Source organism: Parvularcula oceani (genome assembly GCF_000733125.1).
Lineage (GTDB): Bacteria > Pseudomonadota > Alphaproteobacteria > Caulobacterales > Parvularculaceae > Parvularcula > Parvularcula oceani.
In genome coordinates this window covers 1-15,067 of the sequence record NZ_JPHU01000009.1, presented here as the reverse complement: position 1 = coordinate 15,067, position 15,067 = coordinate 1, and the positions used below count along the sequence as shown (strand labels likewise).

The 15,067-nt window shown below is 66.1% G+C and carries 13 protein-coding genes and 2 pseudogenes; 11 read left to right on the top strand and 4 right to left on the bottom strand.

The features are described 5' to 3' along the window. Positions 1-96 precede the first annotated feature (96 nt). The 6 genes and pseudogenes from IE88_RS0110405 to IE88_RS0110380 all read left to right on the top strand — a co-directional run. Positions 97-603, top strand: coding sequence for a 2Fe-2S iron-sulfur cluster-binding protein (locus tag IE88_RS0110405; protein ID WP_031554091.1), 507 nt, complete (start codon positions 97-99; stop codon positions 601-603). Beyond that, positions 600-1,601, top strand: a complete 1,002-nt coding sequence (locus tag IE88_RS0110400) for an FAD binding domain-containing protein (protein WP_031554089.1) — start codon at positions 600-602, stop codon at positions 1,599-1,601. Before IE88_RS0110405 ends, IE88_RS0110400 begins: the two co-directional genes overlap by 4 nt. Further along, the gene (locus IE88_RS0110395; protein ID WP_031554087.1) at positions 1,598-3,847 is read left to right on the top strand and encodes a xanthine dehydrogenase family protein molybdopterin-binding subunit; all 2,250 of its coding nucleotides are present in this window, start codon (positions 1,598-1,600) and stop codon (positions 3,845-3,847) included. The genes IE88_RS0110400 and IE88_RS0110395 overlap by 4 nt, the downstream gene beginning before the upstream one ends. 119 nt (positions 3,848-3,966) lie before the next feature. Beyond that, positions 3,967-4,497: an MbcA/ParS/Xre antitoxin family protein gene (locus IE88_RS0110390; protein WP_051881914.1), complete on the top strand. Its 531-nt coding sequence runs from the start codon at positions 3,967-3,969 to the stop codon at positions 4,495-4,497. Positions 4,498-4,569: 72 nt separating this feature from the next. Next, positions 4,570-5,202: an RES family NAD+ phosphorylase gene (locus IE88_RS0110385; RefSeq protein WP_036767044.1), complete on the top strand. Its 633-nt coding sequence runs from the start codon at positions 4,570-4,572 to the stop codon at positions 5,200-5,202. 144 nt (positions 5,203-5,346) lie between these two features. Continuing rightward, a pseudogene (locus IE88_RS0110380) lies at positions 5,347-6,702 on the top strand (ISNCY family transposase); the annotation flags it as partial. Positions 6,703-7,160: 458 nt separating this feature from the next. On the opposite strand, the gene IE88_RS0110375 reads toward IE88_RS0110380, so the two are convergent. Together IE88_RS0110375 and IE88_RS0110370 are read right to left on the bottom strand one after the other, a co-directional pair. Further along, positions 7,161-7,739 (bottom strand): PIN domain-containing protein, encoded by a 579-nt coding sequence (locus tag IE88_RS0110375; protein WP_031554081.1) that lies wholly within the window; start codon positions 7,737-7,739, stop codon positions 7,161-7,163. Between the two features lie 24 nt (positions 7,740-7,763). After that, positions 7,764-8,213 carry a helix-turn-helix domain-containing protein gene (locus IE88_RS0110370; protein WP_031554079.1) on the bottom strand — a complete coding sequence of 150 codons (450 nt, stop codon included), beginning with the start codon at positions 8,211-8,213 and terminating at the stop codon, positions 7,764-7,766. Between the two features lie 110 nt (positions 8,214-8,323). Here IE88_RS0110370 and IE88_RS0110365 point away from each other — a divergent pair, with 110 nt between their 5' ends. Both IE88_RS0110365 and IE88_RS0110360 read left to right on the top strand, forming a co-directional pair. Beyond that, on the top strand, positions 8,324-9,061 hold the full coding sequence (locus IE88_RS0110365) for a DUF5131 family protein (protein ID WP_031554077.1): 738 nt from the start codon (positions 8,324-8,326) through the stop codon (positions 9,059-9,061). Then, positions 9,058-10,311, top strand: coding sequence for a three-Cys-motif partner protein TcmP (locus tag IE88_RS0110360; protein ID WP_162178334.1), 1,254 nt, complete (start codon positions 9,058-9,060; stop codon positions 10,309-10,311). The genes IE88_RS0110365 and IE88_RS0110360 overlap by 4 nt, the downstream gene beginning before the upstream one ends. Before the next feature lie 119 nt (positions 10,312-10,430). On the opposite strand, the pseudogene IE88_RS17870 reads toward IE88_RS0110360, so the two are convergent. Next, positions 10,431-11,578 (bottom strand): annotated as a pseudogene (locus tag IE88_RS17870) (IS3 family transposase). Positions 11,579-11,905: 327 nt separating this feature from the next. Continuing rightward, the gene (locus IE88_RS0110345; RefSeq protein ID WP_051881908.1) at positions 11,906-12,580 is read right to left on the bottom strand and encodes a cation efflux transmembrane domain-containing protein; all 675 of its coding nucleotides are present in this window, start codon (positions 12,578-12,580) and stop codon (positions 11,906-11,908) included. Positions 12,581-12,654: 74 nt separating this feature from the next. On the opposite strand from IE88_RS0110345, the gene IE88_RS0110340 reads away from it, so the two are divergent. The 3 genes from IE88_RS0110340 (at position 12,655) to IE88_RS0110335 (ending at position 14,929) form a co-directional block, all read left to right on the top strand. Continuing rightward, positions 12,655-13,122, top strand: coding sequence for a MerR family transcriptional regulator (locus IE88_RS0110340; protein ID WP_036767041.1), 468 nt, complete (start codon positions 12,655-12,657; stop codon positions 13,120-13,122). Positions 13,123-13,192: 70 nt separating this feature from the next. Then, complete coding sequence (locus tag IE88_RS18970; protein ID WP_420330135.1) at positions 13,193-13,537, top strand: DUF2946 family protein; 345 nt, start codon at positions 13,193-13,195, stop codon at positions 13,535-13,537. 111 nt (positions 13,538-13,648) lie between these two features. Further along, a complete protein-coding gene (locus tag IE88_RS0110335; RefSeq protein WP_162178333.1) occupies positions 13,649-14,929 on the top strand; it encodes a TolC family protein in 1,281 nt (426 codons plus the stop codon). Positions 14,930-15,067: the final 138 nt, after the last annotated feature.

The following is a 15,067-nucleotide window of genomic DNA, read 5'->3' as shown; positions in this document are numbered from 1 at the left end:
GCGAACAGGCGCCGGCCGCTCCCGTTCCCTCGGGCGGAGCAGGCGTTCTTCGCCCTCGCGCAGGGAACTTCCGCCTCTGTCATGCGTTGCGGCAGGATGAAGATGACACTCTCGATCAACGGCTCGAGCCACTCGCTCGACCTCGACCCGCGCGTCACGCTCCTCGATGCTCTCCGCCACACGCTCGGCATGACCGGCTCGAAGAAGGGCTGCGACCACGGCCAGTGCGGCGCCTGCACCGTCCTTTCGAACGGGCGGAGAGTGAATGCCTGCCTGACGCTGGCGGCGATGTGCGAGGGGGACGAGATCACCACCATCGAGGGGCTGGGAGAGCCCGGCGACCTTTCGGATCTGCAGGACGCCTTCGTGCGGCACGATGCCTATCAGTGCGGCTATTGCACGCCGGGTCAGATCTGCTCGGCGACGGCGATGCTCAAGGAGGCCGAGGCCGGCTGGCCGTCCTATGTCTCGGACAGCATGAGCGAGGCGCCGAAGCTGAGCCGTGACGAGATCCGCGAGCGGATGAGCGGCAATCTCTGCCGCTGCGCCGCCTATCCCAATATCGTCGATGCGATCGAGGACGTGGCGGGGAGCGCGGAATGAGGCCGTTCGACTACCACCGCGCCACCTCTTCCGAAGATGCGACCGGACAGGGGGCGGCGGGCAATGCGCCGGGCGCGGCCGCCTATGTGGCCGGGGGCACCAATCTTCTCGACCTGATGAAGCTCGAAGTGATGACGCCGGAGCGGGTCGTCGATATCGGCAGGCTCGACCTCGGGGGCATCGAGAAGACGCATGACCGCCTGCGCATCGGCGCGCTCGTCACCAATAGCGATCTCGCCGCCGATGAGCGGGTGAGGGCGGACTATCCGGTCCTGTCCAGGGCGCTCCTGTCGGGGGCGACGGGGCAGCTTCGCAATATGGCGACGACCGGCGGCAACCTGCTCCAGAGAACGCGCTGCTATTATTTCTACGACACCGCCATGCCCTGCAACAAGCGCGAGCCCGGTTCGGGCTGCGGCGCGATCGGCGGGTATAACCGCATCCATGCGATCCTGGGCGCGTCGGACAAATGCATCGCCACGCACCCCTCGGACATGGCGGTCGCCATGCAGGCGCTCGAAGCCGAGATCGAGATCGAAGGGCAGGACGGAAAGCGCCGCACCGTGCCGCTTCTCGATTTCCACCGGCTGCCGGGCGACAGCCCGCAGATCGAGACGGTGCTGGGGAAGGGCGAGCTGATCACCGCCGTCCTGCTGCCTGCGCCGCGCGGAGCCCGGCAGGCGTACCGCAAGGTGCGGGACCGGGCGTCCTATGCCTTCGCGCTGGTCTCGGTCGCCGGGGTCATCGACATGCAGGACGGGAAGATCGCGGCTGCACGCCTCGCCTTTGGCGGCGTCGCCCACAAGCCGTGGCGCAACGAGGCTGTCGAGCGGCAGCTCGAAGGACAGGCGCCGTCGCCCGACCTTTTCGAGGCTGCGGCCGACACGCTGCTTCGGGACGCGAAGGGGCAGGGCACGAATGATTTCAAGATCCCGCTTCTCAGGCGCACCCTCAAGGCGGTGCTGACCGAGCTGACGGCGGAAGGAGCTGCGCAATGAGCGAGACGATCATCCGGCAGCTCGAGATGACGGGCCCCGACGAGCGGCGCCTGCTCGACCTCACGAGCCAGAACCTCATCGGCACCCCCATGCTGCGCCCCGACGGCCCGCTCAAGGTCGCCGGCCGCGCGACCTACGCCGCCGAGAACCTGCCCGAAGGCGCGGCTTTCGGGGTCCTCGTCCGCGCCACGATCCCGAAGGGTCGGGTCGTCTCTCTCGACGAAGACGGCGCCAAGGCGAATGAGGGCGTGCTCGGCGTCTTCTCCGGCGAGGCCTTCCTGCGCAATCCCGCCCAGGGCGGCGCCGGCCAGGCGCCGGTCCAGCCGGATGGAGAGGTCTCCTATCTCGGCCAGCCGATCGCGCTCGTCGTGGCGGAGACCTATGAGCAGGCGCGGCATGCCGCCTACACGATGGCGGTCGACTACGCGCAGGAGCAGGACGCGGCCTTCGATCCCGAAGCCGAGGACACGCCGGTCGAGCGCCCCGACGCCAAGCAGCTCGATCAGGGGAACCTCGACGCCGCGATGTCCGCGGCGGCGCACAGCGTCGATGTCACCTACAGGACGACGCCCGATTCGAGCGCCCCGATGGAGCCGCACGCTTCGGTCGCCTCCTGGGACGAGGAGGGGACGCTGACCCTGCGCGGCTCCTACCAGATGCTCCAGCTCAACAAGAAGGAGCTGGCCGATGCCGTGGGCGTCGGGCCGGACAAGGTGCGCATGCTCGCGCCCTATGTCGGCGGCGGTTTCGGCTCCAAGCTCGGGATCGCCCCCGAAGCCGTGGCGGCAGCCCTCGCCGCGCGGGAGCTGGAGCGGCCCGTGGCCGTCGTCATGACCCGCCAGCACGTCTTCGAGATGACGGTCCGGCGGTCGGAGACCCGGCAGCGTTTCCGCCTCTGCGCGGATGCCGATGGCCGGTTGAGCGGCTTCGGACACGAGTCGCGCGTCTCCAACCTGCCCGGGGAAAGCTTCTCCGAACCGGTCGCGATGACATCGCACTTCCTCTATTCGGGCGAGAACCGGCAGGTGGCGCACGAGATTGCGCGCGTGAACAGGACATGCGCCGGCTCCGTCCGCGCGCCGGGCGAGGCGCCGGGCCTCATGGCGACCGAATGCGCCATGGACGAGCTCGCCGAGGCGTGCGGGCTCGATCCCATCGAATTCCGCAAGCGGAACCTTCCTCAGACCCAGCCCGAGAACGGCACCGCCTATGGCACGCGGCAGCTCGCCGAATGCCTGGAACAGGGGGCGGCACGCTTCGGCTGGGATGCGCGGCAGGCGCGCGGAGCGCGGCGCGAGGGGGAATGGCTCATCGGCCTGGGGGTCGCGACGGCTGCGCGGACGAACATGTCGTCTCCCGCCAAGGCGCGCGTGACGCTGCGCGAGAACGGCTCCGCCCTCGTCGAGACCGACATGACCGATATCGGCACCGGCACCTATTCGATCCTCACCCAGATCGCCGGCGAGATGCTCGGCCTGCCGCCCGAAAGGGTCGAGGTGCGCCTCGGCGATACCGACTTTCCGCCGGGCTCGGGCTCCGGCGGGTCTTGGGGCGCAGGCTCGACGGGATCGGCGGTGCTGCTCGCCTGCGAAGCGGTCCGCGAAGGCATCTGCCTGCGCATGGGCGTCCGGCCGGGCGAGCTGAGCCTGAAGGATGGCGAGGCGGTCGCCGGCAATCAACGCGCCCGCATCGAGGAGCTGACGGCGGACGGCCCGATCGCCGCGACCGGCGACTTCAAGCCCGGCACGGCCTCGCAGCAGCGCATCCTCGCAAGCTATGGCGCCCATTTCGCGGAAGTGGCGGTGAACGCGGTCACGGGAGAGCCCCGGGTGAGGCGGATGCTCGGCGTCTTTTCGGCCGGCCGCATCCTCAATGCCCGCACCGCGCGCTCGCAATGCCTGGGCGGCATGATCTGGGGCGTCGGCGAAGCGCTGCTCGAGGACCTCGTTCATGACCCCCGCGACGGGCACATCGTCAATCATGACCTGGCCGAGTACCATGTCCCGGTGAACCTCGACGCGCCGGAGATCGAAATCGCCTTCCTCGAAGAGCGGGAAGACTGGGCGAACCCGTTGCAGAGCAAGGGGATCGGCGAGCTCGGGATCTGCGGGGCAGGGGCGTCGCTCCTCAATGCGATCTACAATGCCTGCGGCGTCCGCATCCGCGATCTGCCGGCGACGCCGGACAAGATTCTCGCGGGTCTGATCGAGCAGGAGGCGAAGGGCGGATTGCCGGCCGCGGTCTAGCGAAGGCGCCCCGGGCGAGGCTCGGTGTGGAAAACGTCCAGATGTGGAAAAGTCTGTCCACATCTGGACAAATCCTGCCACGCATCCTATAGTCCAGATATGGACGGAAGGAACAGCCCATGGTCATGGTACGCCCAAGGCCCCGTGGATCGGGACATGAGGAAGCCGCCGATCTCGTTCGGCCCGCCTTTCAGAAGCCTGCCAAGCGGCGGGAACTGAGCGGTCCGGCGCTTCGGACATTCACCGGCATCGCGGAGGCGCTCGATCTGAACGAGGCGGAGCGGCTGCGGCTGATCGGCAGCCCCGCCCGGTCGACCTATTATGGCTGGCTCGACAAGGCCCGGCGCGGCGAGGCCGTGACGCTGCCGCTCGACGCGCTGCTGCGGCTGTCCTTGCTGTTCGGCATCTGGAAGGCGCTCCGGATCGTCTTTACGGATGACGAAACGGCCTTGCGCTGGATGCGGAGCGACAATTCCGGGCCGCTCTTCGGCGGACAGGCGCCTCTGACCCTGATGACGAACGGAACGCAGGAAGGCCTTTTCCTCCTGCGGCGGCATCTCGATGCCTGGCGCGGCGGGATGTTCGCCGCGCCCGAGGCCGGCGAGCCCGCCGAGGCGCCGCTGACCGATGCCGATGTTCAAATCGTCTGAGCCGCGCCGACCGTGACCGCGAGTGATGACGATCAGGCAGCGTTCCCGCGGACGTCGGTCCCGGACCGCACCATGCGCCTCATCCCGACGCGGTTTCCTCCCATCGCCGCATTCGACGATGTCGCCCGTGCGGAGGATCTCGATGCGGTGATGGAGCTCGAAGGATGGACGAATGACCGGCTCGTGGCGGAGCGTGCCGCGCGGATTCCGCCTGCCGAGCGGGTCTATGGCCGCCCGAATTCGAGTATCGTCATGGCGGCCTTCCTGCACGCTTCTCCTGCCGGCGGACGCTTCAGCGGGCCGGAGCTGGGCGCATGGTACGCTTCGCTGACGGAGAGAGCGGCGATTGCCGAAGTCGCCGCGGGCCTGCGCCGGGAGGCGCGGCGGGCAGGGCTCGGCAGCCTCGGAGGGACCTATCGCGCCTATCTCGCCACGCTCGAGGGCGACGGCTATGCCGATCTCAGGGGCGCCGCCGGGCAGTTGCCCGCCATTTATGATCCAAGCGACTGGTCCGCTGGGCAGCGCCTGGGCGAACGCCTCCGGGCAGATGGCGCGGACGGCATCGTCTATGACAGCGTCCGCCTCTTGGGCGGCGTCAATGTCGCGGCATTCCGCCCATACAAGATCGTCGAGGTCGTGGTCTCGTCGACATTCTCGCTCGAGGTTCCCGCGACGGGGCGGATCACCGCGCGACGCCTGTCATAGCGGCACGGCCCGACCACCCCGGCCGATAGCAAATTTTCGACAATGCGAATTGTGCGGCATAGTCGATGTAGCAGCAACGTAGAATTGTCATCAGGTATCAACTTAGAAATGTCAGCCTCCCCTGTCCAGTCACGGGAGAGCGACATGGGCCTGGTTATCATGAGCGAACGAGAACTGAAACGCATAGAGACCATCGGGCAGATGCAGGCCGGCCGATTGAAGCCAGCGGACGCGGCTTCAATCCTCGGCGTATCGGAGCGGACGGTCTTCCGCCTAGCGGCGAAGCTGAAGACACACGGCGCCGCCAGCTTCGGACACGGCCTTCGCGGTCGGCCGTCCAACCGGAAGCTCGACGATGACAAGCGCGAGTACATCCTCGGCCTGGTTCGCCGGCAGTACGATGACTTCGGTCCGACGCTCGCGGCCGAGATGCTGGCCGATCGCGACGGCGTCACGGTCAGCAAGGAGACGCTGCGCAAGTGGATGATCGCAGAAGGCATGTGGACGACGCGCAAGGCTCGGCGTCGCATCCACCAGCCCCGCTTGCGCCGTGAGCGCGTGGGCGAGCTCGTCCAGATCGACGGTTCGCCCCATCGGTGGTTCGAGGATCGGGGACCGTCCTGCAGCCTGATCGTCTTCGTCGACGACGCGACCAGCCGCCTGCTGCACCTGCACTTCTGCGAGTCCGAGAGCACGGCGTCCTACTTCGACGCGACCGAGGCGTATCTGACGACGCACGGTCGCCCGCTCGCGTTCTACTCGGACAAGCATACGGTCTTCCGTCTGGGCCGGAAGAGCCAGAAGTCGGGTCATGGGATGACGCAGTTCGGGCGGGCCATGTCGGAGCTGTCGATCGAGATCATCTGTGCGGACACCCCGCAGGCGAAGGGGCGTGTCGAACGCGCGAACCGGACTTTGCAGGACCGGCTCGTCAAGCTGCTTCGCCTGGAAGGCATCGACGACATGCAGGCAGGCAACGCTTACGCGAAGACGTTCGTCACAGCCTACAACGACCGCTTTGCGAAGCCGCCTGCGAAGTCCGACGACCTGCATCGGCCGCTCGCCCAACCCCCGTACCGGCTCCGCGAGGTTCTCTGCGTAAAGTCCCAACGGCGGGTGACCAAGGACATTACCCTCCGCCACGACAACACACTGGTGATCCTAGAGCGCAACGAGGTCAGCGATGGTCTGCCTGGTAAGTGGGTCGACGTCCACGACTACGCAGACGGGCGGATCGAGGTCCGATGGAAGGGCGCGTCGTTGCCCTTCAAGCAGTTCGATAAACGCCAGGGGCGGACGCTTCATACGTCCATCACCGAGAACAAGCATCTCACCGCCGCCGTCGAACGGATCAAGGCGCAGCGGGACAACATGCCAGCACCGGCGACCTATCGCCCGTCGGCGAAGAATGGTTACGTGAGCAACGGTCGGAGGCAGGGTCACGCCAACGGGACCTCGATCCTCAAGTTGAAACAGGCGAAGCGGCAGCGTGAAGCCGAGGCAGCGGCAACAGCAGCGCCGTCTGAGCCTTCGCTTTCGGCGGTCGAGCAGGCTCGGCAAATCCTAAACGCCCGCAGCAAGCCGGCTCAGACGACCCCAGACGCCGCTGCGTCCGAGAACGTGCTGTTGGAACCGCTCGAGCCAGCTCCGCCTACGGCGAAACAGCGGTCGCGAGAGGCTAGACTGGCTCGGTCGGCGGAGCGCCGAGCGAAGCACAAAAGCTTCGGTAGGCCAGGACGTTGAGCTCGGTCGCACAATGCAGCTTGTCGCAAATGCTACGTTTACGGAATGTCCGCTTTCCGCAGAAGCGAACATTCGAGGCGGTCAAGCGTAGACCCCTGCCGCGCTGACTTTAAGGTCGTCTGGTTCGATCGAAGAAGCTCACCCTCAGGTAACGGCTCACACCACGGGACCAAGGGTCGACATCGAAGGTGATGTTTTTCCGGGAGCCCTGCTCGCTACAGTACGTCGACATGCTCCTTCGCGAGCGACGCGAGTTTGGGCAGGCCGCTCTTCTGAAGGTCGAATACGAAGTCGAGCGATGCCATCGAGGGGTTCCGGTAGGCCTTCCGCATCGTGCGAAGCGCGCCTACTGCTTCGGCGGGATAGAGCTCGAAGGTTGCAGCGAGGAAGTCGTCCGCACGGACGGCTTCGATCCCGAGCGGCTCGAGCGTGGCAGAGGGAAAGTCCCGGACGTTCTCGGTCACGATGTGCTCCGCACCCGCTCTGATGGCAGCAGCCACAACGTGCCGATCGTTTGGGTCCGGCAGGTCGATCCCATCGACCAACGGCTCCCATCCCTCGACGAGGCCCTCCTCGAAGGCGCGAGCCATGGCGAACCGCTGCGACCGGACAGACTCTTCGAGATGCGGCTTCGCACCAATTAACGTCCGCACCCACTCGTCCAGGATCGCCTCGGACCACCGCGGACGAAACAGACCCGCCGCGCCGAAGCGAAGGAGCGCGTCCCGTGTCCGGAACGGCCAAAGGACGTTTGCGTCGAGAACGACGACGAAGCGGTCTGCGACATGGCTCACTGGTCAGCTTGGCGACGCGAGCGGTCAGCTCGCGTCGAACTCCTGGCCGAGGCGTTGGAGCTCGTCGAGCGCCGCCGCACGATCCGCCTCGCGCTGCTCACGGAACGCGATCACGTCCTCGGCCCTTACGCGCCGGTGCGAGCCGACCTTGTGGAACGGAATGTGTCCGTCCGTCAGGAGCTTCGTTAGGTGCGGCCGGGAGACGTTGAGGAGGTCGGCCGCCTCCTTTGTCGTCAGGTCCGCGTCGTAGGGAAGGACAGTGACCATGCGGCCTCGTCCCACGTGGGTGAGGACGTCTAAGACGAGCTGTCCCACCGAAGGCGAGAGGTCGACGCGCACGTTCTCTCCGTCACGCAGTACGGTGAACGGAAGACCCTTCGCGGTGAGCGCAGATGCCATCAGGCTTGCCGCCTGCGAGGCAACGGCAACCTCCTCGTCCGTCGGTGTCCTCTGATCGAGCGCTGCGTTCGCCACGCCATCCTCCCTTGCCGAACCCACCCCACTGTGGGTAAGTGCAATAAGTGAAATATGCGTTCGTCTCGCTGTTGGCAAGCGCGGCAGGCAGGTAGAAGCGGAACGGTGCGATGAGCGGCACGACCGGTATCGAGTGGACGGAGCGAACGTGGAACCCGGTGACGGGCTGCACGAAGGTCTCGCCGGGATGCAAGCACTGCTACGCGCTGACCCTGTCCAAGCGCCTGACAGCCATGGGAACGCCGGGGTATGAGAACGGCTTCGAAGTCACGCTGCAACCGGATCGGCTGAACCAACCACTCCGGCGCAAGAAGCCGACCATGTGGTTCGTCAACTCGATGTCTGACCTGTTCCACGACGCGATCCCAGACGAATACGTCGAGCGGGTGATCGATGTCATCCGGCAGAAACCGCTCGACGTGTTCCAGGTGCTGACGAAGCGGGGCGAACGGCTTCGGGACTTCTTCGATGCGCGAAGCGTCCCGCTGAACATGTGGCTTGGCGTCTCCGTGGAGGACAGGCGCTACGGCGTTCCGCGGATCGCAGAGCTTCGAAGGACACCGGCAGCAGTCCGCTTCCTCTCTGTCGAACCCCTCCTCGAAGACGTCGGAACGCTCGACCTCCACGGCATCCACTGGGTCATCGTCGGCGGAGAGTCGGGACCGAAGGCGAGGCCGCTCGAGGCAAGTTGGGTCCGCTCGGTTCGCGATCAGTGCTCGGCGGCGTCCGTCCCGTTCTTCTTCAAGCAGTGGGGTGGCCTCACGCCGAAAGCGGGCGGCAGGCTCCTCGACGGAAAGTTACACGACGCGATGCCCGCGCCCCCCAAGCCCGTGGAGCACTTCAGGTGAAGGGTGACAGCTTCGAGTGGGCACCGGACGCCCCGCCCCCTACCCTTCAGGATCACAGCGAGCGGAAGCTGGCTCTGATCCGTCGGTACCTTCGACGCTACCTGGAAGTCTTGGGCGGCGACCGGCGACGGGACCGGATGCGCCTGACCTTGATCGACGGCTTCGCAGGTGGCGGCCTCTTCACCCGTCACGGCAAGGTTGTGCCCGGCACGCCGCTGATCATGATGGAGGAGATCGAACGCGCGGCTCGCGTGCTGAACGATGGCCGGCACAAGCCGCTCGATATCGAAGCGAGCTACGTCTTCGTCGAGAAGCGGCGGGACACCTTCGAACATCTCAAGCAGACCTTGGCCATACGCGGGCTTGCGAACGGCCTTGGGCCGTGCGGCGCACTGATCCGTGGTACGTTCGAAGCCGAACTCGACGGCATCATCGAACGAGCGAAGATGCAGCACCGGACCGGGCGGTCGATCTTCCTCCTCGACCAGACTGGCTACAATCAGGCCTCCCTGCATCAAGTCCGCCGCATCTTGACGGAACTTCCGACGAGCGAGGTGATCCTGACCTTCGCGGCGGACTGGCTGCTCGACTACGTCGCCGACGCGCCAAGCTTCCTGAAGGCCGTCGAACCGGTCGGGCTGACGCGTAACGATGTGGACCGCTTGCTGGCTTTGAAGGGCGCTGCGGGCGGACGCGTTCTCATGCAGCAGGTCCTCCTCGACTTGATCACGGAGCGGATCGGAGCGACCTTCACGACGCCGTTCTTCGTCCATGGTGATGACGCACACCGCGCGATTTGGATCATCCACCTGTCGGCACACCCGAAAGCCCGCGACGTCATGCTGGAACAGCACTGGGCACTCGGAAACGGCGTTTTGCACCAAGGTCCGGGCTCCCTTCGTATGCTCGGGCACAAGACCGATCTCGACCAGCTCGCCATGTTCGACTTCGGCTTCGACCCGTTCGCAGAGAACAAGCTTCACTCCTCCCTCTTTGAGGAAGTGCCCGAAGCGCTTTGGGAGGATGGGGCCGCGGACGGACTTCAACTCGGCACGTGGTTGGCAGGCCGCGTGAACCGCACCGCCGCGACGAAGCGTCAGCTCGGCGACGTACTCTGGGCGCTCGCGGGAGAGCGCGAGGTGGAGATCCTCACGGCAGGGGGACGGCCGAAGCGGCGAGGCAGTCGGCTTCGAGAGACCGACGTGATCCGCACGCCGCGCCAACGAAGCGCATTCAGCTTTGCGCGCTGACCCCCCCGGCCGAACTCATCTCCTCAGCCCTGCTGGCCTGCTCCCTTCTGAGTGGTCCGGACGATATGTTTGGATGGAGCTTGGATGAGGCGCTTGGGTCTGGTGGTCCGGTCCCAGGGTTAGTTTCCGGGGGCTGATGATCTCATCGTCTCACGCGGTTGCCTGGTCTGCAAAGCGTATTGTGCAGGAGCCAGGTTGCCGAGCGCCATGTGAGGCCGGCTCTCGCCCAAGTCGACCCGCCAGCTCTCGATCTGCTGGCGGGCTTCGACCAGTGTCTCGAACCAGTGGACGTTCAGGCACTCGTCCCGGAGCGACCCGTTGAACGACTCGATATGGGCATTGTCGGTCGGCGTTGCGGGGCGGGAGAAGTCGAGGCGGACCTTGTGGTGGTAGGCCCACAGATCGACGATCTGACCGGTGAACTCCGCGCCCCCGGATCAGGTCCGGGGCAGGCTGTTGTCGGCGAACAGAGCCTTCGGCGCACCCCGGAGCCGAACCAGGCGGTTCAGCACCTCGGCGACGTTCTCGCCGCGAAGCCGGTAGCCAACCCCGATCGCCAGGCACTCGCGGGTGAAGACGTCGATCACGGTGAGGGCTCTGATCTTCTGCCCGCTCACCAGCTGGTCGTGGACGAAGTCCAGGCTCCATGCCTCGTTCGCTGCCGTCGGCTGGCACCGCACCTCGCGGTGCATCGCCATCTTCCGGCGCCGCGGCCGCTTCGACCGCAGCGCCAGGCCTTCTTCGCGATACACTCGATAGAGCCGGTTGCGACCGACGCCCCAGCCCTCTCGCCTGAGCAGTGTGTGGACGCGCCGATAACCGTAGCGGACCCTCGTGGCGACGATCTCGTGCATCCGCTGCCGCAACTCGAGAAGCGGGTTGGTCGTCAGGACCTTCCGCTGGGTGGACCGGTGCTGCCGCGTCAGCTTGCAGGCCCGACGCTCGCTGTAGCCGTGGCTCTCCACCACGTAGGCGACGACCTTCTTCATCAGCGCCGGTCCGGGAACTTTTTTGACAGGACGTCCTGCAGCACGGCCTTGTCAAGGCTCAGATCCGCGACCAGCCGCTTCAGCCGAGCGTTCTCCTCCTGGACCTGCTTCAGCTCGCGAACCTGATCGCTCTCGAGCCCGGCGTACCTCTTCTTCCAGCGGTAGAAGGTCTGCTCGGTGATCCCCGTCTGCCGGACCAAGTCCGCCACCGGCATCCCCATCTCCGCTTGCTTCAACACCGCGACGATCTGCTCGACCGAGTACCTCTTGCGCTTCATGGCGACCTCCTTCTCCTCGTCGGAGCCGCCCGAAAACTAACCTACGATCTGGACCACTTTGAGCGTGTCACCTCACGCCAACGGGCGCGCCAGTAGCAGGGGTCGTCCCCCTACAACACATCATTTCGTTCAATCGTGTCGCCAAGCTTGTTCCCGGCCCCATAGTCGGCGTGGTTCTACCTCTGACGGACCGGCTTTCCTTCTTTGTAGGAGGCTCTACCCCCTCTTCGGTCTTCGCTAGAATGGTGTGCATCTCTGAAGAGTAGGAGCCGACCGATGGCGACGACGACGCAAGTGCGATCGCACTGCTTTTGGATCAGGTCGGCCTTATACGATTCTCGCTCTTGAGGATGTTGCTGCATGGCTTGACGTTCGTGATGATGTCTCGTCCTTTTCCTCCCTGCGAAGTTCTGCCCGCGCCTGCCCTAGGATCGTCCAAGAGGAACGAAGGAAGAGCCCTGCAAGTAGGGCGGCCATGACGAGGTCGGGCCACGCCGAGCCGGTCAGCGCCACCAGCCCCGCGGCGGCGACCACCCCGACGTTTCCGATGGCGTCGTTGCGCGAGCACAACCAGACCGAGCGGACGTTGGCGTCACCTTGCCGCCAGCGGAGGAGGAGCAGGAGGCTCGCGACGTTCGCAACGAGGGCCAGAAGGCCGATCACGCCCATCGTACCGCTCTCGGGCACCGTGTCGCCGAAGAAGCGACTGATCGCGAAGGCGAGGATGACTACGGCCATGACGCCGAGCGAAGCGCTCTTGAACAAGGAGGCCCGGGCCCGGACCTTCAGGCTCGACCCGATGACGGCGAGGCTGATCGCGTAGGTCGCGGTGTCGCCGGCGAAGTCCAGCGCGTCCGCCTTCAGCGCTTGGGACTGCGCCGCGAAGCCCGCGGACATCTCGACGGCGAACATCACCGCGTTGATGGCGATGACCGCCAAGAGGACGCGCTTGTAGGCGGATGAGGCGCCGTCGAACGTCTTCGGGCCGCAGCAATCGCTCATGAAGGTACTCCTTCGCGTTGAAGGGAAAGCTCCTAACCCCTACAGCCGCTGTAGAAGCAAGGAACGGAGTTCTCATGGCGCGACGGCGCACGATTGGCGTCCTATCCCGCGAGACCGGCGTGAAGGTCACGACCATCCGCTACTACGAGACGATTGGCCTGATCGATGATCCGGGCCGCACCGAGAGCGGCCAGCGAGTCTACGGCACCGACGCCGTGGACCGCTTGGGCTTCATCCGACACGCGCGTGACCTTGGCTTCTCGATGGAGGCGATCCAAGAACTGATCGCGCTTCAGACCAAGCCCGGCAGCGCCTGCACCGCGGTCGACGCCATTGCGCGGCGTCAGCTCGCTGCGGTGCGCGAGCGCCTGAACCGCCTCGAAGCCCTCGAGGCCGAACTCAAACGAATGCTCACGACCTGCGAGGGCGGCACGGTCGGGACGTGCACGGTCATGGAGAGCCTGACGGATCACCGGCACTGCACCCAGCCGCACGGCACCGATCGTTCCGCGAGCGTGATACCGAACCGAGAAAACGGTTGACCCTCCAGCGGCTGTAGGGGTTAGACATTGAGTCAACATTCTTTGACGAAGATCGGATAACTGCCTCCCGATGAGCTTCCGCCCGCCCCTGTCGGTCCTGAGGATCTGGCTGTCGGCCTTTCTGGCCGTCGCTATGATTGCTGCCCCAATGGGAGTGGGAGCCGCTGAGAGGGGTGCGACCGATGACGCTTGCGCTGCGTCTTCGCAGATCGACGACCTGCGTGGACACAGCGACAACGACGGGCACGATCATCCGGCGCAGACCGCATGCGGTCATTGTCATGGGCACGCGTTAGGGTCTGCAACCCATGTGGTTCGGCTCTCACCACCGCGCTCGATTGCAACGATCTTCACTGATGCTTTCGGCATTCGCTTGTCGCTGCCGAACGGCCTGTTCCGTCCCCCGCGGGTCTGACCTGACGCTGCGCCATCTGGCGCGTCCAATGGTCATTCACGCGAAGGAACTTCTATGCCATCCCCCTATCTTGGCGGAGCCGCGATCGCGGTTCTCGCCAACCTGACGGCCGTGCCAGCGGTCGCACAGGAGGTTTGCTCCGGTGCGACGGAACAGATCGGCAACCTCTTGCCGGCGAACGAGCCATATTCCCTGCCAGCGGTTTTGGAAGCCGTCCGCGCCGCATCACCGGAGGTGCAAAGCGCAGCCCTGGAAGCTGTCGCGCAGGGCCATGAGGCTCAGCAGGCCGGTCTGTGGACCAACCCTGTCCTCTCCGTCGAAGCTGAGAACTTTGCCGGTGACGCTTTCGGCGGCGCAAGTCCTCTACCGGGCTACGACTTCGCCGAGACGACGGTGTCGATCGGCCAGACTTTCCGTCTGGGCGGGAAGCGGCGTGCAGAGCGGCGTGCCGCGCTCGCTCGCGCCGCCCTTGCCGAGGCTGACCGCGACGCGACGTTGCGGGCTCTGGAGCGCGAGGCGGCGTCCGTCTTCTACGAGCTCGCCGCTGCCGAGCAGGCAGCCGCACTCGCCGAAGAAGCCGCTGTCTTGTCTGGGCAACTTGCCGACGCGGTCGGCGCTCGTGTCGAGGCCGGAAAAAGCCCTGGCACCGCGCTCGACCGCGCTGTCGCCGCTCGGGCAGACGCAGACGCTGCTGCAGCGGCCGCACGGGCTCAGGCCGAGGCGCTCGCCTTTGCGCTGTCGAGCTTCTGGGGCGGCAGCGAGCCCGCCGCCATCCAGACCGCCGACCTCCTGGCGCCGATCACTCTGCCCTCGCCCAGTCTCGTAGCCGAGCGGGTGCGAGACCATCCAGAGCTGCGTTTCGCTGAGGCCGACCGTGAGGCTCGCTTCACCGAGAGGCGGGCCGCGAGGGCGAACGCTTATCCCGACCTGACGGCGACCCTTGGCGTCAGGCGCTTCGAAGGTGACGGGACGGAAGCGCTTGTCGCTGGAGTGAGTGTTCCTCTGCCGCTCTTCGACCGGAACCAGGGCAACCGGCGCGCCGCAGCGGCTCGCGCCCGCGGCGCGGACTATCGTGCGGGCACTACGGCTGCCCGGCTGATGGGTCAGGCCCAGAGGGCGCTTGTCACCGCTCGCACGACGGACAGGAGGCGCGCGGCGCTGGCCGATGAGGCATTGCCTGCCGCCCGGGCCGCAGCCGACGCGGCCCGGACCGGCTACCGCGCCGGCAAGTTCGACCTGACGACGGCCCTCGACGCGCAGGCGACCTTCATCGGCGTTCAGCGCGCCGTCATCGCTGCTGGCTTCGCTGCCAGGGACGCTGAAGCGGACGTCAGCGCCCTGGCCGGACTACCGCCATTCTCACCTACATTCTGTCAGGAGACGGATCGATGACCGTGCTCAGAACCGCATCCATGATCGCCCTCCTCGTCGCCCTGGCCGCCTGCGGCGACAGCAATTCCCAGGAACCGGAAGCTGACGCCGAGACAGCGATCGGCCAAGGCACGGACGAGGAGCACGAAGAGGGCGGCG